The 24,743-nt window shown below is 49.5% G+C and carries 22 protein-coding genes; all 22 read left to right on the top strand.

What is annotated here, in order from left to right:
* Positions 1-24 precede the first annotated feature (24 nt).
* Positions 25-1,146: a GDP-mannose 4,6-dehydratase gene (gmd, locus tag V1566_RS17915; RefSeq protein ID WP_063144525.1), complete on the top strand. Its 1,122-nt coding sequence runs from the start codon at positions 25-27 to the stop codon at positions 1,144-1,146.
* 2 nt (positions 1,147-1,148) lie between these two features.
* Positions 1,149-2,114: a GDP-L-fucose synthase family protein gene (locus V1566_RS17910; RefSeq protein WP_395304188.1), complete on the top strand. Its 966-nt coding sequence runs from the start codon at positions 1,149-1,151 to the stop codon at positions 2,112-2,114.
* Positions 2,115-2,116: 2 nt separating this feature from the next.
* Positions 2,117-2,596, top strand: coding sequence for a GDP-mannose mannosyl hydrolase (locus tag V1566_RS17905; RefSeq protein ID WP_395304187.1), 480 nt, complete (start codon positions 2,117-2,119; stop codon positions 2,594-2,596).
* Positions 2,593-3,816 (top strand): colanic acid biosynthesis fucosyltransferase WcaI, encoded by a 1,224-nt coding sequence (wcaI, locus tag V1566_RS17900; protein ID WP_395304186.1) that lies wholly within the window; start codon positions 2,593-2,595, stop codon positions 3,814-3,816. The genes V1566_RS17905 and wcaI overlap by 4 nt, the downstream gene beginning before the upstream one ends.
* Before the next feature lie 3 nt (positions 3,817-3,819).
* Positions 3,820-5,256 (top strand): mannose-1-phosphate guanyltransferase, encoded by a 1,437-nt coding sequence (cpsB, locus tag V1566_RS17895; RefSeq protein WP_193939472.1) that lies wholly within the window; start codon positions 3,820-3,822, stop codon positions 5,254-5,256.
* Positions 5,257-5,367: 111 nt separating this feature from the next.
* Positions 5,368-6,738: a colanic acid biosynthesis phosphomannomutase CpsG gene (gene cpsG / locus V1566_RS17890; RefSeq protein ID WP_395304185.1), complete on the top strand. Its 1,371-nt coding sequence runs from the start codon at positions 5,368-5,370 to the stop codon at positions 6,736-6,738.
* 46 nt (positions 6,739-6,784) lie between these two features.
* Positions 6,785-8,179, top strand: a complete 1,395-nt coding sequence (gene wcaJ / locus V1566_RS17885) for an undecaprenyl-phosphate glucose phosphotransferase (RefSeq protein ID WP_219321720.1) — start codon at positions 6,785-6,787, stop codon at positions 8,177-8,179.
* A 1-nt stretch (position 8,180) separates the two neighbouring features.
* Entirely contained in the window at positions 8,181-9,659 is a 1,479-nt protein-coding gene (gene wzxC, locus V1566_RS17880) for a colanic acid undecaprenyl disphosphate flippase WzxC (RefSeq protein ID WP_063144520.1), read from the top strand.
* Positions 9,660-9,676: 17 nt separating this feature from the next.
* Positions 9,677-10,957: a colanic acid biosynthesis pyruvyl transferase WcaK gene (gene wcaK, locus V1566_RS17875; RefSeq protein WP_033145972.1), complete on the top strand. Its 1,281-nt coding sequence runs from the start codon at positions 9,677-9,679 to the stop codon at positions 10,955-10,957.
* Positions 10,954-12,174 (top strand): colanic acid biosynthesis glycosyltransferase WcaL, encoded by a 1,221-nt coding sequence (wcaL, locus tag V1566_RS17870; RefSeq protein WP_395304184.1) that lies wholly within the window; start codon positions 10,954-10,956, stop codon positions 12,172-12,174. The genes wcaK and wcaL overlap by 4 nt, the downstream gene beginning before the upstream one ends.
* Before the next feature lie 12 nt (positions 12,175-12,186).
* The gene (wcaM, locus tag V1566_RS17865) at positions 12,187-13,578 is read left to right on the top strand and encodes a colanic acid biosynthesis protein WcaM (RefSeq protein WP_395304183.1); all 1,392 of its coding nucleotides are present in this window, start codon (positions 12,187-12,189) and stop codon (positions 13,576-13,578) included.
* 176 nt (positions 13,579-13,754) lie between these two features.
* A complete protein-coding gene (gene galF / locus V1566_RS17860) occupies positions 13,755-14,648 on the top strand; it encodes a GalU regulator GalF (protein ID WP_395304182.1) in 894 nt (297 codons plus the stop codon).
* 385 nt (positions 14,649-15,033) lie between these two features.
* On the top strand, positions 15,034-16,122 hold the full coding sequence (gene rfbB / locus V1566_RS17855; RefSeq protein ID WP_395304181.1) for a dTDP-glucose 4,6-dehydratase: 1,089 nt from the start codon (positions 15,034-15,036) through the stop codon (positions 16,120-16,122).
* Between the two features lie 14 nt (positions 16,123-16,136).
* The gene (rfbA, locus tag V1566_RS17850) at positions 16,137-17,003 is read left to right on the top strand and encodes a glucose-1-phosphate thymidylyltransferase RfbA (RefSeq protein WP_395306016.1); all 867 of its coding nucleotides are present in this window, start codon (positions 16,137-16,139) and stop codon (positions 17,001-17,003) included.
* Positions 17,004-17,237: 234 nt separating this feature from the next.
* On the top strand, positions 17,238-17,774 hold the full coding sequence (gene rfbC, locus V1566_RS17845) for a dTDP-4-dehydrorhamnose 3,5-epimerase (protein ID WP_395304180.1): 537 nt from the start codon (positions 17,238-17,240) through the stop codon (positions 17,772-17,774).
* Positions 17,771-18,634: a dTDP-4-dehydrorhamnose reductase gene (gene rfbD, locus V1566_RS17840; RefSeq protein WP_395304179.1), complete on the top strand. Its 864-nt coding sequence runs from the start codon at positions 17,771-17,773 to the stop codon at positions 18,632-18,634. The genes rfbC and rfbD overlap by 4 nt, the downstream gene beginning before the upstream one ends.
* Entirely contained in the window at positions 18,631-19,407 is a 777-nt protein-coding gene (locus V1566_RS17835; protein WP_395304178.1) for an ABC transporter permease, read from the top strand. The genes rfbD and V1566_RS17835 overlap by 4 nt, the downstream gene beginning before the upstream one ends.
* Positions 19,408-19,409: 2 nt before the next feature.
* Complete coding sequence (locus tag V1566_RS17830) at positions 19,410-20,144, top strand: ABC transporter ATP-binding protein (protein WP_395304177.1); 735 nt, start codon at positions 19,410-19,412, stop codon at positions 20,142-20,144.
* 13 nt (positions 20,145-20,157) lie between these two features.
* A complete protein-coding gene (locus tag V1566_RS17825; protein WP_395304176.1) occupies positions 20,158-22,074 on the top strand; it encodes a rhamnan synthesis F family protein in 1,917 nt (638 codons plus the stop codon).
* 2 nt (positions 22,075-22,076) lie between these two features.
* Positions 22,077-22,931: an NAD-dependent epimerase/dehydratase family protein gene (locus V1566_RS17820; protein ID WP_395304175.1), complete on the top strand. Its 855-nt coding sequence runs from the start codon at positions 22,077-22,079 to the stop codon at positions 22,929-22,931.
* Positions 22,915-23,823: a glycosyltransferase family 2 protein gene (locus tag V1566_RS17815; RefSeq protein WP_395304174.1), complete on the top strand. Its 909-nt coding sequence runs from the start codon at positions 22,915-22,917 to the stop codon at positions 23,821-23,823. The genes V1566_RS17820 and V1566_RS17815 overlap by 17 nt, the downstream gene beginning before the upstream one ends.
* Positions 23,820-24,593 (top strand): glycosyltransferase family 2 protein, encoded by a 774-nt coding sequence (locus V1566_RS17810; protein ID WP_395304173.1) that lies wholly within the window; start codon positions 23,820-23,822, stop codon positions 24,591-24,593. The genes V1566_RS17815 and V1566_RS17810 overlap by 4 nt, the downstream gene beginning before the upstream one ends.
* Positions 24,594-24,743 lie beyond the last annotated feature (150 nt).

Here is a 24,743-nt window from a genome sequence, read left to right as displayed (position 1 = left end):
ATTCATAAGTAGAGGAATATAAACATGTCTAAAGTCGCTCTCATCACCGGCGTTACCGGGCAGGATGGTTCTTACCTGGCAGAGTTACTGCTGGAAAAAGGTTATGAAGTGCACGGTATTAAACGTCGTGCGTCTTCTTTCAACACCGAGCGTGTTGACCATATCTATCAGGATCCTCACTCCGCGAACCCGAAATTCCATCTGCATTACGGCGATCTGACGGACTCCTCCAACCTGACCCGTATTCTGCAGGAAGTACAGCCGGATGAAGTGTACAACCTGGGCGCGATGAGCCACGTAGCGGTCTCCTTCGAGTCCCCTGAATATACCGCTGACGTTGATGCCATGGGCACCCTGCGTCTGCTGGAAGCAATTCGCTTCCTCGGCCTTGAGAAGAAAACCCGCTTCTACCAGGCATCCACCTCTGAGCTGTACGGCCTGGTGCAGGAAATCCCACAGAAAGAAACTACGCCGTTCTACCCGCGCTCGCCGTATGCGGTAGCAAAACTGTATGCCTACTGGATCACCGTTAACTACCGTGAATCCTACGGCATGTACGCCTGTAACGGCATCCTGTTCAACCACGAATCTCCACGTCGCGGCGAAACCTTCGTGACCCGCAAAATCACCCGCGCAATCGCCAACATCGCGCAGGGTCTGGAGTCTTGCCTGCACCTCGGCAACATGGACTCCCTGCGTGACTGGGGCCATGCCAAAGACTACGTGAAAATGCAGTGGATGATGCTGCAGCAGGAACAGCCAGAAGACTTCGTGATTGCGACCGGCGTGCAGTACTCCGTACGTCAGTTCGTTGAAATGGCCGCGGCACAGCTGGGCATCAAACTGCGCTTCGAAGGTACCGGCGTGGAAGAGAAAGGTATCGTTGTTTCCGTGACCGGCCACGATGCACCGGGCGTGAAGCCAGGCGACGTGATTGTGCAGGTTGACCCACGCTACTTCCGTCCTGCTGAAGTGGAAACCCTGCTGGGCGACCCAACCAAAGCGCACGAGAAGCTGGGCTGGAAACCAGAAATCACTCTGCAGGAGATGGTTTCCGAGATGGTAGCCAAAGATCTTGAAGCAGCGAAAAAACACTCTCTGCTTAAGTCTCATGGCTACGAGGTTGCCATCGCGCTGGAGTCCTGAGAATGACAAAACAACGTATTTTTGTCGCCGGTCATCGCGGAATGGTGGGTTCCGCGATTGTTCGCCAGCTCGAACAGCGCGGTGACGTTGAAGTGGTTGTCCGCACTCGCGACGAGCTAAACCTGCTCGACAGCAAAGCGGTGCAGGATTTCTTTGCCAACGAACGTATTGACCAGGTGTATCTGGCGGCGGCGAAGGTGGGCGGCATTGTTGCCAACAACACCTACCCGGCGGATTTCATCTACGAAAACATGATGATCGAGAGCAACATCATTCACGCGGCGCATTTGCACAACGTGAACAAGCTGCTGTTCCTCGGCTCGTCCTGTATCTACCCGAAAATGGCGAAGCAGCCGATCGCCGAAAGCGAGCTGCTGCAGGGCACGCTTGAAGCAACCAACGAGCCGTACGCGATTGCCAAGATTGCCGGGATCAAGCTGTGCGAATCCTACAACCGTCAGTACAACCGCGACTATCGCTCGGTGATGCCGACCAACCTGTACGGGCCGCACGACAACTTCCACCCGAGCAACTCGCACGTGATCCCGGCGCTGCTGCGTCGCTTCCACGAGGCGACAGCCGAGAACGCACCGGACGTGGTGGTGTGGGGCAGCGGTACGCCGATGCGCGAGTTCCTGCACGTGGACGACATGGCTGCGGCCAGCATTCACGTGATGGAGCTGGATCGCGAAGTGTGGCAGGAGAACACCGAGCCGATGCTGTCGCACATCAACGTGGGCACCGGCGTGGACTGCACCATTCGCGAGCTGGCGCAAACCATCGCGCAGGTGGTGGGCTACAAAGGCCGCGTGGTGTTTGACGCCACGAAACCGGACGGCACGCCGCGCAAGCTGCTGGACGTGACCCGTCTGCATCAGCTGGGCTGGTATCACGAGGTGTCACTGGAGCAGGGGCTGGCCAGTACCTACCAGTGGTTCCAGGAAAACCAGCACCGCTTCCGGGGGTAACGATGTTTTTAAGTCAGGAAGATTTTGCCACGGTAGTGCGTTCCACTCCGCTCATCTCAATTGATTTGATCGTGGAGAACGAACGCGGCGAGTTCTTGCTGGGGAAACGAACCAACCGTCCTGCACAGGGCTTCTGGTTTGTGCCCGGCGGGCGCGTGCAGAAGGATGAGACGCTGAGCGATGCGTTTGAGCGTCTCACTCTGGCGGAACTGGGTCTGCAGCTGCCGATGGCAGCGGGCCAGTTTTACGGGGTCTGGCAGCACTTCTATGACGATAACTTTTCAGGCACCGGGTTCACTACGCACTACATCGTGCTGGGGTTCCGCCTGAAGGTGAGTGAGGCAGACCTGTGTCTGCCTGATTCTCAGCATGACGACTACCGCTGGCAGACGCCAGAGGCGCTGCTGGCCAGCGACAATGTGCATGACAACAGTCGTGCCTATTTCCTGGCCGATCGTCAGTCCGGAGTGCCGGGCTTATGAAAATTTTAGTGTACGGAATCAACTACTCGCCGGAGCTAACCGGCATCGGGAAATACACCGGCGAGATGGTCGAGTGGATGGCGAGCCAGGGACATGACGTGCGGGTCATTACCGCGCCGCCGTACTACCCGGAGTGGAAAGTCGGGGAGCGCTACTCAAGCTGGCGCTACCGTCGCGAAGAGGGTGCAGCGACCGTCTGGCGCTGCCCGCTGTATGTGCCTAAGCAGCCCTCGACGCTGAAACGGTTACTTCATCTGGGCAGCTTTGCCCTGAGCAGTTTTTTCCCGCTGATGGCGCAGCGTCGCTGGAAGCCGGATCGCATCATCGGTGTGGTGCCGACGCTGTTTTGCACGCCGGGCTTGCGCCTGCTGGGCAAACTCTCCGGCGCGCGCACCCTGCTGCACATTCAGGATTATGAAGTTGACGCCATGCTGGGCCTGGGGATGGCAGGCAAAAGCAAGGGCGGCAAGGTGGCGAAGCTCGCCAGCGCGTTTGAGCGCAGCGGCCTGCACAACGTGGATTACGTCTCGACTATCTCGCGCTCGATGATGAACAAAGCGCAGGAGAAGGGCGTCCCGGCGGAGAAGGTCATTTTCTTCCCGAACTGGTCAGAAGTGGCGCGTTTTCGCGATGTGACAGAACAGGACGCTCAGGCGCTGCGCGCGCAGCTCGGTTTGCCTGAAGATCAAAAAATCATTCTTTACTCAGGCAACATCGGCGAAAAACAGGGACTGGAGAGCGTGATTGAAGCGGCCCAGCTGCTGAGTGAACATCCGTGGACCTTTGTGATTGTCGGGCAGGGCGGTGGAAAGGCGCGGCTGGAAAAAATGGCCGGCGAACGCGGCCTGACCAACGTGAAATTTTTCCCGCTCCAGTCTTACGAAGCATTGCCTGCGCTGCTGAAGATGGGTGATTGCCATCTGGTGGTGCAAAAACGCGGTGCCGCGGATGCGGTGCTGCCGTCCAAGCTGACCAACATTCTGGCTGTGGGTGGCAACGCGGTGATTACGGCAGAAGCCGAAACAGAATTAGGCCAGCTGTGCGACAGCTATCCGGGAATTGCCGTGTGCGTGGAGCCGGAATCGGTCCCGGCGCTGGTGACCGGAATTGAGCAGGCACTTGCCATGCCAAAAGTGAACACGGTGGCACGTGAATATGCCGAACGCACGCTCGAGAAAGAGAGCGTGCTGAGCCAATTTATTGCAGATATACGGGGATAAATCATGAGTCAAACCACTTTGTATCCAGTTGTGATGGCTGGTGGCTCTGGTAGCCGGTTGTGGCCGCTGTCCCGCGTGCTCTATCCAAAACAGTTCCTCTGCCTGAAAGGGGATCTCACCATGCTGCAGACGACGGTAAACCGTCTGCACGGCGTGGAGTGTGAAAGCCCGGTGGTGATTTGTAACGAACAGCACCGCTTTATTGTTGCCGAGCAGCTGCGCCAGCTGAACAAACTCACCGAAAACATCATCCTGGAGCCTGCCGGTCGTAACACCGCGCCTGCGATCGCCCTGGCGGCGCTGGCGGCAAAACGCAGCAGCCCGAACTGTGACCCGCTGATGCTGGTCCTGGCGGCAGACCACGTTATCCAGCAGGAAGACGCGTTCCGCGACGCGGTGCGTGCGGCCATTCCTTACGCCGAGAGCGGCAAGCTGGTGACCTTCGGCATCGTGCCGGATCTGCCGGAAACCGGCTATGGCTACATCCGTCGCGGCAGCGTGACGCCGGGTGAAGGCGACAGCGTGGCGTTTGACGTGGCGCAGTTTGTTGAAAAACCGAATCTGGAAACCGCGCAGGCGTATGTCGCCAGCGGTGAGTATTACTGGAACAGCGGGATGTTCCTGTTCCGTGCTGGACGCTATCTGGAAGAGCTGCGCAAATACCGCCCGGATATTCTGAATGCCTGCGAGAAAGCGATGGCGGTGGTGGACCCGGATCTCGACTTTATCCGCGTGGATGAAGAGGCGTTCCTCGCCTGCCCGGAAGAGTCCATTGACTACGCGGTGATGGAACGTACGGCAGACGCCGTCGTGGTGCCGATGGATGCGGGCTGGAGCGATGTCGGCTCCTGGTCCTCCCTGTGGGAGATCAGCGCCCATACCCCGGAGGGTAACGTCCACCACGGCGATGTCATTAGCCACAAAACGGAAAACAGCTACGTCTACGCCGAGTCCGGCCTGGTGACCACGGTCGGGGTGAAAGATCTGGTGGTTGTCCAGACTAAGGACGCCGTGCTGATTGCCGACCGTAACGCCGTGCAGGACGTTAAAAAAGTGGTGGAGAAGATCAAGGCGGATGGTCGCCACGAGCACCATATTCACCGCGAAGTCTACCGTCCGTGGGGGAAATATGACTCCATTGACTCCGGTGACCGCTATCAGGTGAAACGCATCACCGTGAAGCCAGGCGAGGGGCTGTCGGTGCAGATGCACCATCACCGCGCCGAGCACTGGGTGGTGGTTGCGGGTACCGCTAAAGTCACTATCGACGGTGAAGTCAAACTGCTGGGTGAAAACGAGTCCATTTATATTCCTCTGGGGGCGACGCACTGTCTGGAGAACCCGGGGAAAATTCCTCTCGACTTAATTGAGGTGCGCTCCGGCTCGTATCTGGAAGAGGACGATATCGTGCGCTTCCAGGACCGCTACGGGCGGGTGTAGCACTCTGCATGATGCCCGGTGGCGCTGTGCTTGCCGGGTCTACGAATGACAAAAAAATCAATTTGGCCATTTAGTGGTCAGGGCCGACTGTTGCCTGAAAAAGGGGTCATCATGGAAAAATTAACCTGTTTTAAAGCCTACGATATTCGCGGCAAGCTGGGCGAAGAGCTGAATGAAGACATCGCGTGGCGCATTGGCCGTGCGTACGGCGAATATTTAAAACCGCAGACCATCGTGCTGGGTGGCGACGTTCGTCTGACCAGCGAGTCCCTCAAGCTGGCACTGGCGAAAGGGCTGCAGGACGCGGGCGTGGACGTGCTGGATATCGGCCTTTCCGGGACCGAGGAGATTTACTTTGCTACCTTCCACCTGGGCGTGGACGGCGGTATCGAAGTGACTGCCAGCCACAACCCGATGGACTACAACGGCATGAAGCTGGTGCGCAAGGGTGCCCGTCCTATCAGCGGCGACACCGGCCTGCGCGACGTGCAGCGTCTGGCGGAAGCTAACGATTTCCCGCCGGTGAATGAGGCGAAGCGCGGCAGCTACAAAAAAATCAACCTGCAGAAAGCGTACATTGACCACCTGCTGGGCTACATCAACGTGGCGAACCTCAAACCGCTGAAGCTGGTAATCAACTCCGGTAACGGCGCGGCCGGCCCGATTGTCGATGCCCTTGAAGCGCGCTTTAAGGCGCTGAACATGCCGGTCACCTTCATCAAAGTGCACAACACCCCGGACGGCAACTTCCCGAACGGTATTCCTAACCCGCTGCTGCCGGAGTGCCGCGATGACACCCGCAACGCGGTGATTGAGCACGGCGCGGACATGGGGATTGCCTTTGACGGCGATTTCGACCGCTGCTTCCTGTTCGACGAGAAAGGTCAGTTCATCGAAGGCTACTACATTGTCGGCCTGCTGGCGGAAGCGTTCCTCGAGAAAAACCCGGGCGCGAAGATCATTCATGACCCGCGCCTTTCCTGGAACACCGTCGACGTGGTGTCAGCGGCAGGCGGCACGCCGGTGATGTCCAAAACCGGCCACGCCTTCATCAAAGAGCGCATGCGCGAAGAAGACGCCATTTACGGCGGCGAGATGAGCGCCCACCACTACTTCCGTGATTTTGCCTACTGCGACAGCGGGATGATCCCGTGGCTGCTGGTGACCGAGCTGCTGTGCCTGAAGGGGCAGACGCTGGGCGAGCTGGTGCGCGACCGCATGGCGGCGTTCCCGGCGAGCGGGGAGATCAACAGCAAGCTGGCGCAGCCAGCCGAGGCCATTGCCCGCGTGGAGCAGCACTTTGCGATTCACGCGCTGGAAATTGACCGTACGGACGGCATCAGCATGGCGTTCCCGCAGTGGCGCTTCAACCTCCGCTCGTCCAACACCGAGCCGGTGGTGCGCCTGAACGTGGAATCCCGTGCTGACACGGCGCTGATGGAAGCCCGAACGAAGGACATTCTGGCGCTGTTGAATCAGTAACAATTGCCCCTCCCGGCGGGAGGGGGAACCGAATACAGGAACAACGATGACGAATCTAAAAAAACGCGAACGAGCGAGAACGAATGCATCGTTAATCTCTATGGTGCAGCGTTTTTCTGATATCACCATCATGGTTGGTGGATTGTGGGCGGTGTGTCGGATCGGCGGGCTGCCGTTCTTATACATGCATCTGCTGATGGCGCTGATTGCGCTGGTCGTGTTTCAGATGATCGGCGGGATGACCGATTTCTACCGCTCGTGGCGCGGTGTGAAGATGACCACCGAACTGATGCTGTTGCTGCAGAACTGGACCCTTAGTCTGATCTTCAGCGCAGGCCTGGTGGCGTTCAGCCATGATTTTGATAATCGCCTCGTCACCTATCTCTGCTGGTATCTGCTGACCAGCGTCGGCATGGTGGTGTGCCGTTCCCTGATCCGCTTTGGTGCGGGCTGGCTGCGTAACCGGGGCTATAACCGTCGCTTCGTTGCCGTGGCGGGCGATTTGCCGGTCGGGAAGGTCCTGCTCGACAGCTTCCGCAAAGAGCCGTGGTTAGGGTTTGAAGTGGTGGGGATTTATCACGACGCGAAGCCGGGCGGCGTGCCTGCGGACTGGGCGGGTAATTACGAACAGCTTATTGAAGACGCGAAAGCCGGCAAAATTCACAACGTCTATATCGCCATGCAGATGAGAGACGAATCCCGCATTAAGCAGCTGATGCGCGAGCTGGCGGACACCACTTGCTCCGTGATCCTGATCCCGGACGTGTTTACCTTCAACATCCTTCACTCCCGTATTGAAGAGGTGAACGGCGTGCCGGTGGTACCGCTGTACGACACGCCGCTGTCGGGTATTAACCGCGTGCTGAAGCGTGTGGAAGATATCGTGCTCTCTTCACTGATCCTGCTGCTAATTTCGCCTGTTTTGTGCTGCATTGCCCTTGCGGTGAAGCTGAGCTCTCCCGGCCCGGTTATCTTCCGCCAGACACGCTACGGTATGGACGGTAAGCCGATTATGGTGTGGAAATTCCGCTCCATGAAGGTGATGGAAAACGACAAGGTGGTGACCCAGGCAACGCAGAACGACCCGCGCGTCACCCGCGTGGGGAACTTCCTGCGCCGCACCTCGCTGGATGAACTGCCGCAGTTTATCAACGTCTTTACCGGCGGCATGTCGATTGTTGGCCCGCGTCCACACGCGGTGGCGCACAACGAGCAGTACCGATCGCTGATTGAAGGCTACATGCTGCGCCATAAGGTGAAGCCGGGCATCACCGGTTGGGCGCAGATCAACGGCTGGCGCGGCGAAACCGACACGCTGGAAAAAATGGAAAAACGTATCGAATTCGATCTGGAGTACATCCGCGAATGGAGTATCTGGTTCGATATCAAGATTGTTTTTCTGACCATCTTCAAAGGTTTCGTGAACAAAGCGGCGTACTAAGATGAGCTTACGTGAAAAAACCATCAGCGGGGCGAAGTGGTCAGCGATGGCGACCATCGTCATCATTGGCCTCGGTCTGGTGCAGATGACCGTGCTGGCGCGCATTATTGATAATCACCAGTTCGGTCTGCTGACCGTCTCGCTGGTGATTATCGCGCTGGCCGATACGCTGTCTGATTTTGGTATTGCCAACTCGATTATCCAGCGCAAAGAGATCAGCCATCTTGAGTTGACCACCCTCTACTGGCTGAACGTGGGGCTGGGGATTTTCGTGTTCGTGCTGGTGTTCCTGCTGAGCGACACTATCGCCAGCGTGCTGCATAACCCGGATCTGGCTCCGCTGATGCGCACGCTGTCGTTTGCTTTCGTGGTGATCCCGCACGGGCAGCAGTTCCGCGCGCTGATGCAGAAAGAGCTGGAGTTCAACAAGATCGGCATGATTGAGACCAGTGCCGTTCTGGCGGGCTTTACCTTCACCGTGGTGAGCGCGCATTTCTGGCCGCTGGCGATGACGGCCATTCTGGGATACCTGGTCAACTCCTCCGTACGTACGCTGCTGTTCGGCTATTTTGGCCGCAAGATCTACCGTCCGGGGCTGCATTTCTCTCTCGCTTCCGTTTCATCCAACCTGCGCTTTGGCGCGTGGCTGACGGCGGACAGCATCATCAACTATGTGAATACCAACCTGTCGACGCTGGTACTGGCGCGTATTCTTGGCGCGAGCGTGGCGGGGGGTTACAACCTGGCCTACAACGTCGCGGTGGTGCCGCCGATGAAGCTGAACCCGATAATCACCCGCGTCCTGTTCCCGGCGTTCGCTAAGATTCAGGACGACACCGAGAAGCTGCGCGTCAACTTCTACAAGCTGCTTTCCGTGGTAGGGATCATTAACTTCCCGGTGCTGCTGGGGCTGATGGTGGTTTCCAGCAACTTCGTGCCGCTGGTGTTTGGTGAGAAGTGGAACGGCATCATCCCGATCCTTCAGCTGCTGTGCGTGGTGGGGCTGCTGCGCTCCGTGGGCAATCCGATTGGTTCCCTGCTGATGGCAAAAGCCCGCGTGGATATCAGCTTTAAGTTCAACGTGTTCAAAACCTTCCTGTTTATTCCGGCGATTATCGTCGGCGGGCATATGGCGGGCGCCATCGGCGTAACGCTGGGCTTCCTGCTGGTGCAGGTAGTCAATACCGTTCTGAGCTACTTCATCATGATCAAGCCGGTGCTGGGCTCCAGCTACCGTCAGTACATCCTGAGCCTGTGGCTGCCGTTCTATCTCTCATTGCCGACCCTGGCGGTGAGCTACGGCCTGGGCATCATCCTCAGCGGTCACCTGCCGCTGGCCGCGCTGCTGGCGGTGCAGGTTGCCGCGGGGGCGCTGGCATTCGTCGTGATGATTGTGCTGTCACGCAATGCGCTGGTGGTAGAGATGAAGCGCCAGTTTTGCCGTAACGAAAAAATGAAAACGCTGCTTCGCGCAGGCTAGTTATTTAAGAGGCCATTATGAAATTATTAATTCTTGGCAACCATACCTGCGGCAACCGTGGCGACAGCGCCATCCTGCGCGGTTTACTGGATGCAATTAACACCCTTAAGCCTGAGACCGAAGTGGACGTGATGAGCCGTTATCCGGTCAGCTCATCCTGGTTACTGAACCGCCCGGTGATGGGCGACCCGCTCTACAGCCAGATGAAACAGCATAACAACGCCGCGGGCGTGATGGGCCGCGTGAAGAAAGTGCTGCGTCGTCGCTACCAGCACCAGGTGCTGCTTTCCCGTGTGACCGATACCGGCAAGCTGCGCAATATTGCTATCGCGCAGGGCTTTACCGATTTTGTTCGTCTGCTGTCCGGCTATGACGCCATTATCCAGGTTGGCGGATCGTTCTTCGTCGATCTCTACGGCGTGCCGCAGTTTGAGCATGCGCTGTGCACGTTTATGGCGAAAAAACCGCTGTTTATGATCGGCCACAGCGTCGGACCATTCCAGGATCCGCAGTTTAACCAGCTCGCAAACTACGTCTTCGGCCACTGCGACGCGCTGATCCTGCGCGAGTCGGTTAGCCTCGACATGATGAAGCGCAGCGAAATTGACACCTCAAAAGTTGAGCACGGCGTGGATACCGCCTGGCTGGTGGATCACCAGGACGACAGCTTCCAGCCGAGCTACGCGGTGCAGCACTGGCTCGACGTGGCGGCGAAACAGAAAACCGTCGCGATTACCCTGCGCGAGCTGGCGCCTTTTGATAAACGTTTAGGTACGACGCAGGCGGCGTATGAGAAAGCCTTCGCCGACGTGGTGAACCGCGTGCTGGACAGCGGTTACCAGGTGCTGGCGCTCTCAACCTGTACCGGTATCGACAGCTACAACAAAGATGACCGCATGGTGGCGCTGAACCTTCGCAGCCTTGTGAACGATCCGTCCCGCTATCACGTGGTGATGGACGAACTGAACGACCTGGAGATGGGCAAGCTGCTCTCCGCCTGCGACCTGACCGTGGGCACGCGCCTGCACTCCGCCATTATCTCCATGAACTTTGGCACGCCGGCCATTGCCATCAACTATGAGCACAAATCAGCAGGCATCATGCAGCAGCTTGGTATGCCGGAAATGGCCGTGGATATCCGTCATCTGCTGGATGGTTCGCTGGGTGCGATGGTGGGGGATACCCTGGGTCAACTGCCTGCCATCAATGAACGCCTGGCCGTGGCGGTGAAAGCCGAGCGCGAGAAGGGCATTGGGATGGTGAAATCGGTACTTGACCGCGTACGGGAGGGGAAATGAAGGTTGGTTTCTTCTTACTGAAATTTCCGCTGTCGTCTGAAACGTTTGTCCTGAACCAAATCACCGCGTTTATTGATATGGGATATGACGTGGAGATTATCGCCCTGCAAAAGGGCGATACCAAAAATACCCATGCGGCGTATACCCAGTATGGGCTGGAGGCGAAAACCCGCTGGCTGCAGGATGAGCCGTCCGGGAAGCTGAGCAAGCTGCGCCACCGGGCCAGCAAGACCTTACGCGGGATCCACCGAGCGTCGACGTGGCGGGCGCTGAATGTTTCCCGCTATGGGTCCGAATCCCGCAATATGATCCTGTCGGCCATCTGCGGGCAAACGGCGCAGCCGTATCGCGCCGACGTGTTTATCGCCCACTTTGGCCCGGCGGGCGTCACCGCCGCGAAGCTGCGCGAACTGGGCGTGATTGACGGTAAAATTGCGACCATCTTCCACGGTATCGACATCTCCAGCCGCGAAGTGCTGAACCACTACACGCCGGAGTATCAGCAGCTTTTCCGCCGCGGCGACATGATGCTGCCGATCAGCGACCTGTGGGCCGGACGCCTGAAAAACATGGGATGCCCGGGAGAAAAAATTGCCGTTTCTCGAATGGGCGTGGATTTAACGCGCTTCACTCGCCGTCCTGTCAAGGTGCCGGGAAAGCCGCTGCAGATCATCTCCGTTGCTCGTCTGACCGAGAAGAAAGGCCTCCATGTGGCCATTGAAGCCTGCCGCCAGCTGAAAGCACGCGGGGTGGATTTCCACTATCGCATTCTCGGCATTGGGCCGTGGGAGCGTCGTCTGCGCACGCTTATCGAACAGTATCAGCTGGAAGATGTCGTAGAGATGCCGGGCTTCAAGCCGAGCCACGAGGTCAAGGCCATGCTCGATGAGGCGGATGTGTTTCTGCTGCCCTCGGTGACGGGCGCCGATGGCGATATGGAAGGCATTCCGGTGGCGCTGATGGAGGCGATGGCCGTAGGCATTCCTGTGGTATCGACCCTGCACAGCGGGATCCCGGAGCTGATTAAGTCTGACCATTCCGGCTGGCTGGTGCCGGAGAATAACGCGATAGCCCTTGCGGACCGATTAGCTGCCTTCAGCGACATCGACCAGCAGGCGCTGGAGCCCGTGCTGCACAATGCCCGCCAAAAAGTGGAAGCCGATTTTAACCAGCAGGTGATTAACCGTCAGTTAGCGAGCCTGCTGCAAACGTTGTAACGCCGAGGATGTATGCTGAAAAAGATTACCCGACGCACCTTTGTCTCTTCTCTGTCCGTTCTGGCGGCCACGCCGCTGCTGTCGTCACGCATTGCGCGGGCGGCCGCCGGAAGAACGGTCTCTGTTAATCAGTACAATAACAACGACTGGATCGCCGCCTTTAAGCAGGCATTTAATGACGGTGACACTGTCGTTGTTCCTGCCGGGCTCACCTGCGAAAACATCAATACGGGCATTTTCATTCCCGACGGTAAAACGCTGCTGATCCGCGGGGCGTTAACCGGCAACGGGCGCGGCCGCTTTATTCTGCAGGAAGGCAGCAAAGTGATAGGCGAAGGTGCTGGTCGCACGGAGAACATTACGCTCGATGTTCGCGGCTCTGACTGCGTCATCAAAGGGCTGGCCATGAGCGGTTTTGGCCCGGTGACGCAGATCTACATTGGCGGCAAGAAACCGAGCGTGATGCGCAATTTGCTGATTGATAACATCAGCGTGAGTCAGGCCAACTACGCCATCCTGCGCCAGGGTTTCCACAACCAGGTGGATGGCGCCCGCATCACCAACAGCAAATTTAGCCATCTGCAGGGGGATGCGATCGAGTGGAACGTCGCCATCAACGATCGCAATATCCTGATCTCCGATCATGTCATCGACAACATCAACTGCACCAACGGCAAGATCAACTGGGGCATCGGCATAGGCCTCGCCGGCAGCACCTACGATAACGATTATCCGGAGAAGCAAACCGTCAAGAACTTCGTGGTGGCCAACATCACCGGCAGCAACTGTCGCCAGTTGGTGCATGTTGAAAACGGTAAACATTTTGTTATCCGCAATATTAAGGCCAAAAATATTACTCCCGACTTCAGTAAAAAGGCGGGAATAGACAACGCCACGGTGGCCATTTATGGCTGTGATAATTTCATTATTGATAATGTCGATATGGTTAACAGTGCCGGAATGTTAATCGGCTATGGGGTGATAAAAGGCGATTATTTGTCCATCCCGCAGAACTTCAAGCTCAATAATATTCACCTCGATAACCGCCAGCTTGCGTATAAATTGCGCGGAATACAGATTTCATCAGGTAACGCTACCTCGTTTGTGGCGATAACTAACGTGGAAATGCAGCGCGCTACGCTTGAACTGCACAACAAGCCGCAACATCTTTTTTTGCGTAACATCAATGTGATGCAGGAAGCCGCCGTGGGTCCCGCCCTGAAGATCAACTTCGATCTGCGCAAGGATGTGCGGGGTAAATTCATGGCGAAAGATGAGACGTTGCTGTCGCTGGCGAACATAAAAGCAGTGAATGAGAAGGGGCAAAGCTCGGTGGATATTGACCGGGTCGACCAGCAGGTGGTGAATGCGGAGAGGCTGAACTTTGCGCTTCCGCACAGATAATCGACAATCGTCTGTTTTGAGACTATTCCTGGCATAAAAGCGCGATCGAATCAGATTACAACTACAGAAATTTGTGATGCGAAGGCGTAACATTGCCCAAGGATTACGGCAAATCATGCTGGCGAAAACAGGTTTAAGAGCTATAATTCGTCAACCATTTTAAGGTGGAAGAAATAATGATTAATTTGAAAGCAGTCATTCCGGTAGCAGGCTTGGGCATGCATATGCTGCCAGCCACAAAAGCCATTCCTAAAGAGATGCTGCCGATCGTCGACAAGCCAATGATTCAGTACATTGTCGACGAGATTGTTGCTGCAGGGATCAAAGAAATCGTCCTGGTTACCCACTCCTCCAAGAATGCGGTAGAAAACCATTTCGACACCTCTTACGAACTCGAAGCGTTGCTTGAGCAGCGCGTCAAACGCCAGTTGCTGGCGGAAGTGCAGTCTATTTGTCCGCCGGGCGTGACCATCATGAACGTGCGTCAGGCGCAGCCGCTGGGCCTGGGTCACTCCATCCTTTGTGCTCGTCCGGTTGTGGGTGATAACCCGTTTATCGTTGTGCTTCCGGACATTATTATCGATACCGCTTCAGCCGATCCGCTGCGTTACAACCTGGCGGCAATGGTCGCACGTTTCAATGAAACCGGCCGTAGCCAGGTGCTGGCAAAACGCATGAAGGGCGACCTCTCCGAGTACTCCGTTATTCAGACCAAAGAGCCGCTGGAGACGGAAGGGCAGGTGAGCCGCATCGTTGAGTTCATCGAAAAACCGGATCAGCCGCAGACGCTGGATTCGGACCTGATGGCAGTGGGTCGCTATGTTCTGAACGCCGATATCTGGGCGGAACTGGAAAAAACCGAGCCAGGCGCCTGGGACCGTATCCAACTGACCGACGCGATTGCTGAGCTGGCGAAGAAGCAGTCCGTGGACGCTATGCTGATGACCGGCGATAGCTATGACTGCGGTAAGAAAATGGGGTATATGCAGGCGTTCGTGAACTATGGCCTGCGTAACCTGAAGGAAGGGGCGAAGTTCCGTAAGAGAATTGAGGATCTTCTGGGACAGTAAGTCAAATCCTTAACAAAAGAACCAGGTAGCAAAGAGTAGAAGGAGGCTGTTCCAGCTTCTATAATTACTCTTGCTGCCTTTTTTATTGCAATAGAATCAATGCATAAGACACTTTTTTTGAGTGTAGACGTGCCAGTTTAGTATGAGATTTTCCCTTGTCTTCAAACCTATTTAAGTGGAGAATATCAGATTAGCATTCTGTGCCTATTTGATAACAACAGGCACTGGTTCTCTTTACATAGTCGTCAACATTCTTATTGTTTTCAGTGCACTGGTAGCTGGAGAGCCAGGGGCGGTAGCGTGTTTTAAATTTGGCGCGTTGCAAGGTAACCACTCAAAAATAATGTTCGCGATTTAACATGGCGATGCAATACGGAATAGTCTCGTGAAAATACTTGTTACTGGTGGTGCAGGTTTTATTGGATCTGCAGTAGTTCGTCATATTATTAATAATACTCAGGATTCTGTAGTTAACGTAGATAAATTAACCTACGCAGGTAACCTGGAATCTCTGTCAGAAATCAAAAATGATCCTCGTTATGCCTTTGAGCGAGCTGACATCTGTGACGGCAGTGCTATGTCGCGCATTTTCGCTGAGCATCAGCCTGATGTTGTCATGCATCTTGCCGCCGAAAGCCATGTAGACCGCTCAATCACGGGCCCAGCTGCCTTTATTGAAACCAACATTATCGGTACCTATGTATTGCTGGAGGCGGCACGTCAGTACTGGTCTCAATTGGACGACGGGCGCAAGTCGGTGTTTCGTTTCCATCACATCTCGACCGATGAAGTGTATGGCGACCTGCCCCATCCCGATGAAGTGCCTGCCGGTAGCGATCTTCCGCTGTTTACTGAGACCACGCCATATTCGCCAAGCAGCCCGTACTCCTCTTCTAAAGCATCCAGCGATCATCTAGTGCGCGCCTGGCGTCGTACCTATGGTCTTCCGACGCTAGTGACTAACTGTTCGAATAACTACGGACCTTACCACTTCCCGGAAAAACTGATTCCGCTCATTATCCTGAACGCCCTGGCAGGTAAACCGCTTCCAGTGTACGGCAACGGCGAGCAAATTCGCGACTGGCTGTTTGTTGAGGATCATGCGCGCGCGCTATACAAAGTGGTAACTGAAGGTACTGTGGGTGAAACCTACAATATCGGTGGCCACAACGAGCGTAAAAACATTGAAGTCGTGAAGACAATCTGCACCATTCTGGATGAAATTATTGCCGATAAGCCTGCAGGCATTACTCACTTCGCCGATCTGATTACCTATGTAACCGACCGTCCAGGGCACGACCTGCGTTACGCCATTGATGCCAGCAAAATCAAAAACGATCTGGGATGGGTACCTCAGGAAACCTTTGAATCTGGTATTCGTAAAACGGTTGAGTGGTATTTAAACAACGAAAGCTGGTGGAAGCGCGTAATGGATGGCTCCTATGCGGGCGAACGTCTGGGACTGGCAGAATAATAAAGGAAATTATGATGAAAGGTATTGTGCTTGCTGGTGGTTCCGGAACCCGTCTCTACCCGATTACACAAGGTGTGTCTAAGCAGTTGCTTCCTGTTTATGACAAACCAATGATTTTCTATCCTATCTCGGTTCTGATGCTGGCTGGTATCCGTGAGATTCTGGTCATTACCACTCCGGAAGATATGCCATCGTTCAAACGTTTGTTGGGTGATGGTTCGCAATTCGGGATTAGCTTATCTTATGCAGTTCAGCCATCCCCGGATGGCCTGGCGCAGGCATTCATTATTGGCGAAGAGTTTATCAATAATGAACCTTGCGCTCTGGTGCTGGGTGATAATATTTATTTTGGTCAGAGCTTTGGTAAGAAACTGGAAATTGCGTCGCAAATGACTAGCGGAGCAATGGTGTTTGGCTACCAGGTCCAGGATCCTGAGCGATTTGGCGTGGTAGAGTTCGATGAGAACTACAAGGCGCTGTCAATCGAAGAGAAACCATTAAAACCAAAATCAAACTGGGCGGTCACCGGTCTCTATTTCTACGATAAGCATGTAGTGGAAATGGCGAAACAGGTCAAACCTTCTGCCCGTGGTGAGCTTGAAATTACAACGCTTAACCAGATGTATCTCGAGCAGGGTAAACTGCAGGTTGAATTGCTGGGTCGTGGTTTCGCGTGGCTAGATACCGGGACTCATGACAGCCTGGTAGAGGCTTCCCAATTTATCCATACTATTGAAAAACGTCAGGGTATGAAAGTGGCTTGCCTGGAAGAGATTTCATATCGCAATGGATGGATGAGCAAGGACCAGGTTGAGGAACAAGCTAAAAAACTTGCTAAAACAGATTATGGTCGTTATCTCAAAGTATTAATTAGCGAATAAACAATATATACCTCCCTGTTGTGGAAAATAAATTTTAATTTACACAGGGAGATTATGTTTATTTGGCATTCTCCTGGCAGTGTTGTCATTTGATTTATTTATATTGGGAACTAATAAGATATATATAAAGATTTGTCAAAATTAAATTAACTAAGGAAAGACAACACCCGCAGGGATTGTGTTTAAACGCAACAAACAAGTGTTATAAATAATTTCTTATGAAGGGGCAGTTTCGTGAAAGTCATTGATACAATCATACACGACGTGAAAATCATTGAGCCAAGGGTTTTTGGGGATGAACGTGGTTTTTTCCTTGAAACCTTTGAGAAGAAACGTTATCAGGAAATGCTCAATATAGACCTTGACTTTGTGCAAGACAACCATTCTCGTTCAACTAAAGATGTCCTTCGTGGTCTGCATTTTCAAAAAAATAATCCACAGGGCAAATTAGTTCGCGTTGTTAGCGGTGCAGTATTTGATGTTGCTGTTGATATCCGCCCGGATTCTAAATCTTTTGGTCGATGGGTTGGTGTTGAACTTTCTGCCGAAAATAAAAATCAACTTTGGATCCCACCTGGACTTGCGCATGGTTTTTGCGTACTCACGGATACTGCTGACTTTGAATATAAATGTACTGATTACTATTATCCGGAACATGAAGGATGTTTGCTTTGGAATGATGAAGCGGTCGGTATTGAATGGCCAGTGACCAATCCAAAACTATCTGAAAAGGATAAAAAAGGTCTTACTTTGGCGAATCTTTATAAATGAGAGTATTGCTAACCGGAGCTAAAGGTCAGTTAGGGCAGAGTCTTAGCAGATACATCCCACAAGACTGGATTTTACTGGCCGCAGATAAAGTATTCCTCGATATTGCTAACGAAAGCAATGTTTATGATGTTATTTCCGATTTTAAGCCTGATGTTGTAATCAATACTGCAGCTTTCACTTCCGTTGATGATGCTGAAACGCACATAGATTTTTCTGAAAGCGTAAATAATTTAGGCGCTAAATATGTCGCTCAGGCATCATCAAAATATGGTGCTAAGTTAATCCATGTATCCACAGACTATGTTTTCGATGGTAACAGCAGTGTACCTTATACCGAGAAAGACACCGTAAAATCACTTAATGTATACGGGAGTACAAAACATAAGGGAGAACTGGAGGTACTAAAATATCATGCTGATGCTATTATAATAAGAACTTCCTGGGTATATAGTGAATATGGGAAAAACTTTTTAAAAACTATTTTTAATTTAGTTGAGAAAAACAAAGATATCAAAGTTGTAGACGACCAGGTTGGCGCACCCACATATGCGGCGGATATCGCGAATTTGATTATTAATATAATCAAAGAAGGAACGCTTCAGCCTGGTCTCTATCATTACAGTGGTGATACTGTAATGAGTTGGTATGATTTTGCCAATAAAATAGCTGCAGCTATGACATCGTCACATTCTAAAGTTGAACCGATTAGTACTGCAGAATACAGAGCTATCGCCAGGAGACCAAAATATAGTGTTTTAAATTGTGATAAAATAGAAAAGTTTGGTTACAAGCGTTCCTGTTTTTCAAAAGGCTTTGAACAAAGTGTTCGTGCTCTTATTGATGAAAGTAAAAAATTATGAATTCGTTTATTAATGAGATAGTTGAGTATCGACAAGTTTTAAGACAACTGATTCATCAACAGATTACTATGAGGTACAGAAGAACTTTCTTTGGTTTCCTCTGGACCTTACTAAATCCATTACTCAATATGGCGATTATCGCTGTAGTATTTTCGCTAGTAATGAAGTTTCAAGTCAATGAATATGCGATATTTTTATTTGCCGCGATGATACCCTGGTCAGTATTTTCCAACTCTCTTAACCAGGGAGGGGGGGCATTACTGGCAAACGAATCGTTGTTTAAGAAAATATATCTACCAAAACAATTGTTTGTCATATCCGTAGTCATCTCAACGTTGGTAGATTCATTGCTTAGTACTGCGTGCTTGTTTATTATAGCTTTTTTCCTCGGAGCTAAAATATCGTCTGCTCTTTTCTTCCTGCCCGTTGCATTCCTGCTATTGGTCATGTTTTCTCTTGGTGTCACATTTATGCTTTCAATTGTGACTGTTTATTATAGGGACGTACAGTATCTTATTGGGGTTGTATTACAGGCATTATATTTTGCAACACCAATTATCTACCCAATCACTGCGATTCCAGAAAAGTTCCATGTTATATTTACCTGGAACCCGCTTGTATATTACATTGATCTCTTCCGTTCGCCAATTTATTCTGGGACCTTGCCTGAAACTCAATCGCTAATAATATGTTCTATTTGTTCGTTGCTAAGTATTGTCTGCGGTATAATCTATTTTAGACGCAATGACGCAAAAGTTATATTTAGGTTGTAAATATGAATTCTGAAATAGTCCTTAAGAATGTTGGATTGCAATTTGAACTTCATCATAATAAAAGTTCAAGTTTAAAAGAGTTGTTCGCTGATTTATTTTCCAGAAATCATCAGAAAAAAAACGATACCTTTCTGGCTCTAAATGACATTAATTTAAAAATTAACCACGGAGATAGATTAGGCATTATTGGACACAATGGAGCAGGAAAGAGCTCTTTGTTGAAAATATTATGCAAAATTTATACGCCAACAAGTGGTTCTATTGATATAAAAGGTAAAGTTGCACCATTACTTGAGATTGGGGCAGGTTTTAACCCTGAACTGAGTGGCAGGGAAAATATTTACCTTAATGGGACCATACTTGGGTACAATTTTAAAAGGCTGAAAGAAATTGAGGCTGATATTATTAAGTTTGCTGAGCTTGAACAATTTATTGACATGCCCGTAAAATACTATTCAACGGGTATGTATATGAAGCTGGCATTCTCAATTGCGACCGCTACCCAACCTGATATTTTAATTCTTGATGAGCTTTTCGCTGGTGGCGATGCCGATTTTATCCAAAAAGCACAGGCAAGAATGAAAGCGATGATAGAAGATTCCAATATTATGGTGTTTGTTTCTCACCAAATGGATCTTCTGCTTGAGCTTTGCAATCGAGTTATTTGGGTTGACCATGGGAATATTATTGCTGATGGTAAACCTGATGAAATTATTAATCAATATTTGAAAAAATGAGTGGTAATATTTAATGCGCAGGATTGCCTTTTATCTTTTTTATGATGAGTTCGGTGAAGTTGATGATTATATTCCAACTAAACTAACTGCTTTACAGGAATTTGTCGAAGATATTGTTGTTGTATCGAATTCGAAAATGACAGTTGCAGGAAGGGCAAAGCTTGAAAACATCGGTGCTACTGTTTTCTGCCGAGAAAACGTGGGCTTTGATGTTTGGGGTTATAAAGAAGGGATGGAAACTATTGGCTATGATGAATTAGCCAGTAATTACGATGAGGTTATTTTACTCAATTATACCTTCTTTGCGCCGATTTTCCCTTTTGCTGAGCTGTTCAATGAAATGGACAGTAGAGACTGTGATTTCTGGGGGATCAGCGAGCATAACGAAATGGTTCCAAACCCGTTTACAGGAACTGGGATATTACCTCGTCATATACAGTCTCATTTTATTGCTATTCGCAAAAAAATGTTAAACTCGATTGAGTTTAAAAAGTATTGGCAAGATATGCCGATGATTACAAGCTATACTGATTCTGTTTTAAGTCACGAATCACGTTTTACTTCTCATTTCCAGTCAAAGGGTTTCACATCATCTGTTTATATTAGCAATGATGATTATCCTTCAGATTATCCTACATTTATTGATGTTAAACGTACTATTGAAAATAGATGTCCAATTCTTAAGCGTCGTTTATTTTTCCATGATCCAATGTGGCTTGATATCAACTGTGTAGATCTACGCGGAGCCGTGGAAACAATTGAAAGGACGAGTGACTACGATATTGGCCTTATCAATCAAAATATCAATCGCACAGTAAAACCACGCGTTCTATATACAAATCTGGAACAGTTAAGGATCCTGCCTGATAACTACACATCTCCAGAGTATAATACTGTAACTAATCAGGAACCAAAAATTGCTGTTCTTGCTCATATATTTTATTCAGATATGTGGGATGAGATTTATGATTATATAAAAAATATTCCTTACAAATATGATTTATATATATCTACTTCTAGTGAAAAAGATGCATCCATTCTAAGAGAAAAAACGAAGGATATCGGTCAATACGTTGAGGTTCGTGTTGTCGAAGAAAATAGAGGTCGTGATATGTCCTCACTATTTATCACATTTAAAGACATTGGGTCGAGTGATAAATATGATTTTATTTGCCGTTTGCATTCAAAGAAGTCTCCGCAGAATGGTTTTGCGCGAGCCGATTCGTTTAAAAAGCATCTGTACGAGAACCTTCTGGGCTCACCGGAATATATCACCAACCTTATTGGTTTGATGAGCAAACGTGAAGACCTCGGTTTAATTTCCCCTCCTTTGGTCCACATTGGTTATCCTACAATGGGACATGCCTGGTTTGCTAATTATCAGCCAACCGCTGAATTATGTAAGAAGCTTGGTGTTGTTGTTCCACTGGATGATGATACTCCCGTTGCAGTATATGGGACGATGTTCTGGTTCAGACCTGCAGCTTTGCGGCCTTTATTTGAACATGACTGGAAATGGACAGATTTTAATGCTGAACCAGCACATGTTGATGGCAGCTTGTCACATGTACTCGAACGCATTATTAGTTATGTAGCAAAAAATGAAGGTTTTAGCGTTTATAGTGTAATGACACCAGCACAAGCAGAAAAAAACTATACTAAGTTAGAATTTAAACATCAGAAAATTATGTCTGCCCTGCCTAATGGTGACGTTTACTGGCAATATTCAAGCTTGCTCAGATTGTTTACCGAAACTAAATCGGGAAAACCAGATTTCTTGGCTGTATTAAGCGGATGTTCCAGATTGCTGTTTAGTTCGTTTAGGCGTACGGTTTGGGATAAATATCCTCGTGTGGCAAAAATGCTATATGGTCCATATCGTCTAACGAAAAAAATCTATAAACTTTCTAAATTCAAGAAGAAAAACTGATTATGAAAATTGCTGTTACTGGTGCAGGTGGTTACATAGGTAAACATGTCGTGAAGGCATTGGCTTCAATGCACCACGATGTCGTCGCAATAACATATCCAGGGACAAAAAAAACGTCTGGCGCGAATGTAATTGAGATGGATATTTTAGAAGCGAATGATGATCAAATCATCGAAGTTTTTTCTGACTTTGATGCCGTACTTCATCTGGCCTGGAGTGCTGGTTTTAACCATCACGATCAAGGGCACATCGCTAACGTGATGAACCATTATCGTTTTCTAAAAGCCTTAATTAGCGCAGGTGTACAAAATATTTCAGTGGCTGGTACCATGCATGAAATAGGGTATCATGTAGGGGAAATTACTGAAAAAACTGCCTGTAATCCTAGCAATCCCTACGGAATTGCGAAGAATTTTTTACGTCAGATCTGCACTTACGAAATGGAAAAGGCCGGTGTTTCATTAAAATGGCTTCGTATGTATTACATAACTGGCGATGACAGAAACAGTAATTCTATTTTCTCAAAAATCATGGCAGCAGAAGATGCTGGTAAAGAAACTTTCCCACTTAATAGTGGAGAAATGCTGTATGACTTTATCGACGTTGAATGTCTTGCAAAACAAATCGCGACAGCGACTATCCAGACAGATGTTGCTGGTGTTATCAACTGCAGTAGCGGTAAACCGAAAAGTTTACGTACAGCAGTAGAAGAGTTTATTGAGCAGCATAAACTCAAAATAAAACCGGTATATAATGTATTCCCAGCTCGTGCCTATGACTCTCCAGCTATCTGGGGTAATAGTAATAAAATTGAGCAAATCATGGCAGATGGTTGCAGTGATGACAAGCAGGGATAATCCTCAAAAGCATAAGGTTATAGCAATTGTTGTAACCTTCAATCCTGTAATAACCAATCTTCTCTCACTTGTCTCACAATTAGAGACACAATCTTATCGTACCATTATTGTTGACAATGGTAGTGATAATGTTGCGGGTATTGCTCAGCTTCAGGCTTCCTGTTCTAACGTTGAGCTTTTATCCCTCTCGGAAAATATCGGTATTGCCGCAGCACAAAATAAAGGTATCCGCCATGGTCTAAATCTTGGAGGAGACTTTACATTATTCTTCGATCAAGATAGCAGTATAGCTGAAGATTTTGTTAGCAAAATGGTCGAAGATTTCATATCTCTTAAGCATAATTACAATATTGCTGCTCTGGGACCAACGCTGCAGGATAGCCGTTATAAAAAAATATATCCTGTTATACGTATGTCTAAACATGGGTTACGCACTAAAATCATTCCCGATGTAACATCAACTGAGCCTGTTGAAGTGTCATGTATTATTGCCTCTGGTTGTCTTGTTGATAATAATATTTTATCTTTAGATAACCTTATGGACGATTCACTTTTTATTGATTACGTTGATACAGAATGGTGTTTAAGAGTAATTAGTCGTGGTTTTAAAATCTTTGTCACCCCGAATGTTATTATGCAGCATGAGATAGGCGATGCTCATATTGAAATGTTGGGTTTTGTTATTCCAGTACATTCTGCATGGCGCCGTTATTATCGAGTCAGGAATGGTGTCTTTATGCTGAAAATGTCACATGTTCCAAAACTATTGGCCATTCGGGAAATTATTTTTTCTTTTGTGCATCAAATGATTTTATTTTTTAAAAGTAAAAACATTGAATACATTAAGGTATATTTCCGTGCAATGTCGGATGCAGTCAGAAAATTATTATGATACACATAATAGTAGTAAGTCACTTCCATGATGACTATATCATATCATTAATTAATAAAATTAATGAATCTGATTTTGATACAAGCTCTTTATTTCGAATATATATAAAGGATAATGTTAATAGTTCTGGGTTGCGAGACTTTTGCGCGAAGGAAAATATTCATTATATTCCATCTGTAGAGCGGTCGGGATTTTCACGGAATAACAACCATGCAGTTGCTGAGATAATTGAAGATCATCACGTCGATATTGATCAAGATTATTTCTTATTTCTCAATCCAGATGTATTGGTCGATGCTAGCACCCTAAAACGATTGTGCGAAATACTTGCTTGCTATAAATATGATCTTTTTACAGTTGATCTCTACAAAGATCAGAATCTAACCGTAAGGGATCCCTCTGTCAGACATTTTCCCAAATTAGTTAACTTCTTTACTTCATATTTTTTGGGTTATAACAAAAGTATAATAGATCGTACTGATATCAACTCCCATCAGATTGTTGACTGGTGTGCTGGTTCCTTTTTGGGAATGAAATGCTCGGTTTTTAAACACATTAAAGGTTTCGATGAGCAGTTTTTTATGTACTGCGAAGATATTGATATTTGTATCAGAGCAAAGAAAGCAGGTTATGAACTGGTCTACCTTCCTGAAATAAAGGTGGTTCACTTTAGTCAGAATGATAATAGAACTTTTTTTAGCAAAAATTTCATTTGGCATCTGAAAAGCGTTCTGTATATGTTTCGTAAACATCTGCTAAAAGTTTGCTGAAAATAGAGAAATGCTGTGGACGTATTAAATTGCAACAAATTCGGATTGTAAATTAGTTTGTTCTGCTGCCTAACATTTTTTTCTCTGATATGTTTTCCGAAATGTGCACTTAAGGTTAAAAAGATGAGGCAATAAGTTTACATGGATACT

The organism is Enterobacter sp. ECC-019 (genome assembly GCF_043974075.1).
GTDB lineage: Bacteria > Pseudomonadota > Gammaproteobacteria > Enterobacterales > Enterobacteriaceae > Enterobacter > Enterobacter asburiae_D.
Note: the sequence above shows the minus strand (reverse complement) of the source record. Positions and strands in the feature narration are given on the sequence as shown.

Bases quoted from the DNA above. Each gene is read 5' to 3' on its own strand.
- V1566_RS17815 (WP_395304174.1), top strand. From the start codon at position 22,915: ATGACAAGCAGGGATAATCCTCAAAAGCATAAGGTTATAGCAATTGTT.
- gmd (WP_063144525.1), top strand. From the start codon at position 25: ATGTCTAAAGTCGCTCTCATCACCGGCGTTACCGGGCAGGATGGTTCT.
- V1566_RS17825 (WP_395304176.1), top strand. From the start codon at position 20,158: ATGCGCAGGATTGCCTTTTATCTTTTTTATGATGAGTTCGGTGAAGTT.
- V1566_RS17905 (WP_395304187.1), top strand. From the start codon at position 2,117: ATGTTTTTAAGTCAGGAAGATTTTGCCACGGTAGTGCGTTCCACTCCG.
- wcaK (WP_033145972.1), top strand. From the start codon at position 9,677: ATGAAATTATTAATTCTTGGCAACCATACCTGCGGCAACCGTGGCGAC.
- galF (WP_395304182.1), top strand. From the start codon at position 13,755: ATGATTAATTTGAAAGCAGTCATTCCGGTAGCAGGCTTGGGCATGCAT.
- rfbA (WP_395306016.1), top strand. From the start codon at position 16,137: ATGAAAGGTATTGTGCTTGCTGGTGGTTCCGGAACCCGTCTCTACCCG.
- cpsB (WP_193939472.1), top strand. From the start codon at position 3,820: ATGAGTCAAACCACTTTGTATCCAGTTGTGATGGCTGGTGGCTCTGGT.
- V1566_RS17835 (WP_395304178.1), top strand. From the start codon at position 18,631: ATGAATTCGTTTATTAATGAGATAGTTGAGTATCGACAAGTTTTAAGA.
- wcaM (WP_395304183.1), top strand. From the start codon at position 12,187: ATGCTGAAAAAGATTACCCGACGCACCTTTGTCTCTTCTCTGTCCGTT.
- wcaJ (WP_219321720.1), top strand. From the start codon at position 6,785: ATGACGAATCTAAAAAAACGCGAACGAGCGAGAACGAATGCATCGTTA.
- V1566_RS17830 (WP_395304177.1), top strand. From the start codon at position 19,410: ATGAATTCTGAAATAGTCCTTAAGAATGTTGGATTGCAATTTGAACTT.
- wcaI (WP_395304186.1), top strand. From the start codon at position 2,593: ATGAAAATTTTAGTGTACGGAATCAACTACTCGCCGGAGCTAACCGGC.
- cpsG (WP_395304185.1), top strand. From the start codon at position 5,368: ATGGAAAAATTAACCTGTTTTAAAGCCTACGATATTCGCGGCAAGCTG.
- wcaL (WP_395304184.1), top strand. From the start codon at position 10,954: ATGAAGGTTGGTTTCTTCTTACTGAAATTTCCGCTGTCGTCTGAAACG.
- V1566_RS17820 (WP_395304175.1), top strand. From the start codon at position 22,077: ATGAAAATTGCTGTTACTGGTGCAGGTGGTTACATAGGTAAACATGTC.
- rfbD (WP_395304179.1), top strand. From the start codon at position 17,771: ATGAGAGTATTGCTAACCGGAGCTAAAGGTCAGTTAGGGCAGAGTCTT.
- V1566_RS17810 (WP_395304173.1), top strand. From the start codon at position 23,820: ATGATACACATAATAGTAGTAAGTCACTTCCATGATGACTATATCATA.
- wzxC (WP_063144520.1), top strand. From the start codon at position 8,181: ATGAGCTTACGTGAAAAAACCATCAGCGGGGCGAAGTGGTCAGCGATG.
- V1566_RS17910 (WP_395304188.1), top strand. From the start codon at position 1,149: ATGACAAAACAACGTATTTTTGTCGCCGGTCATCGCGGAATGGTGGGT.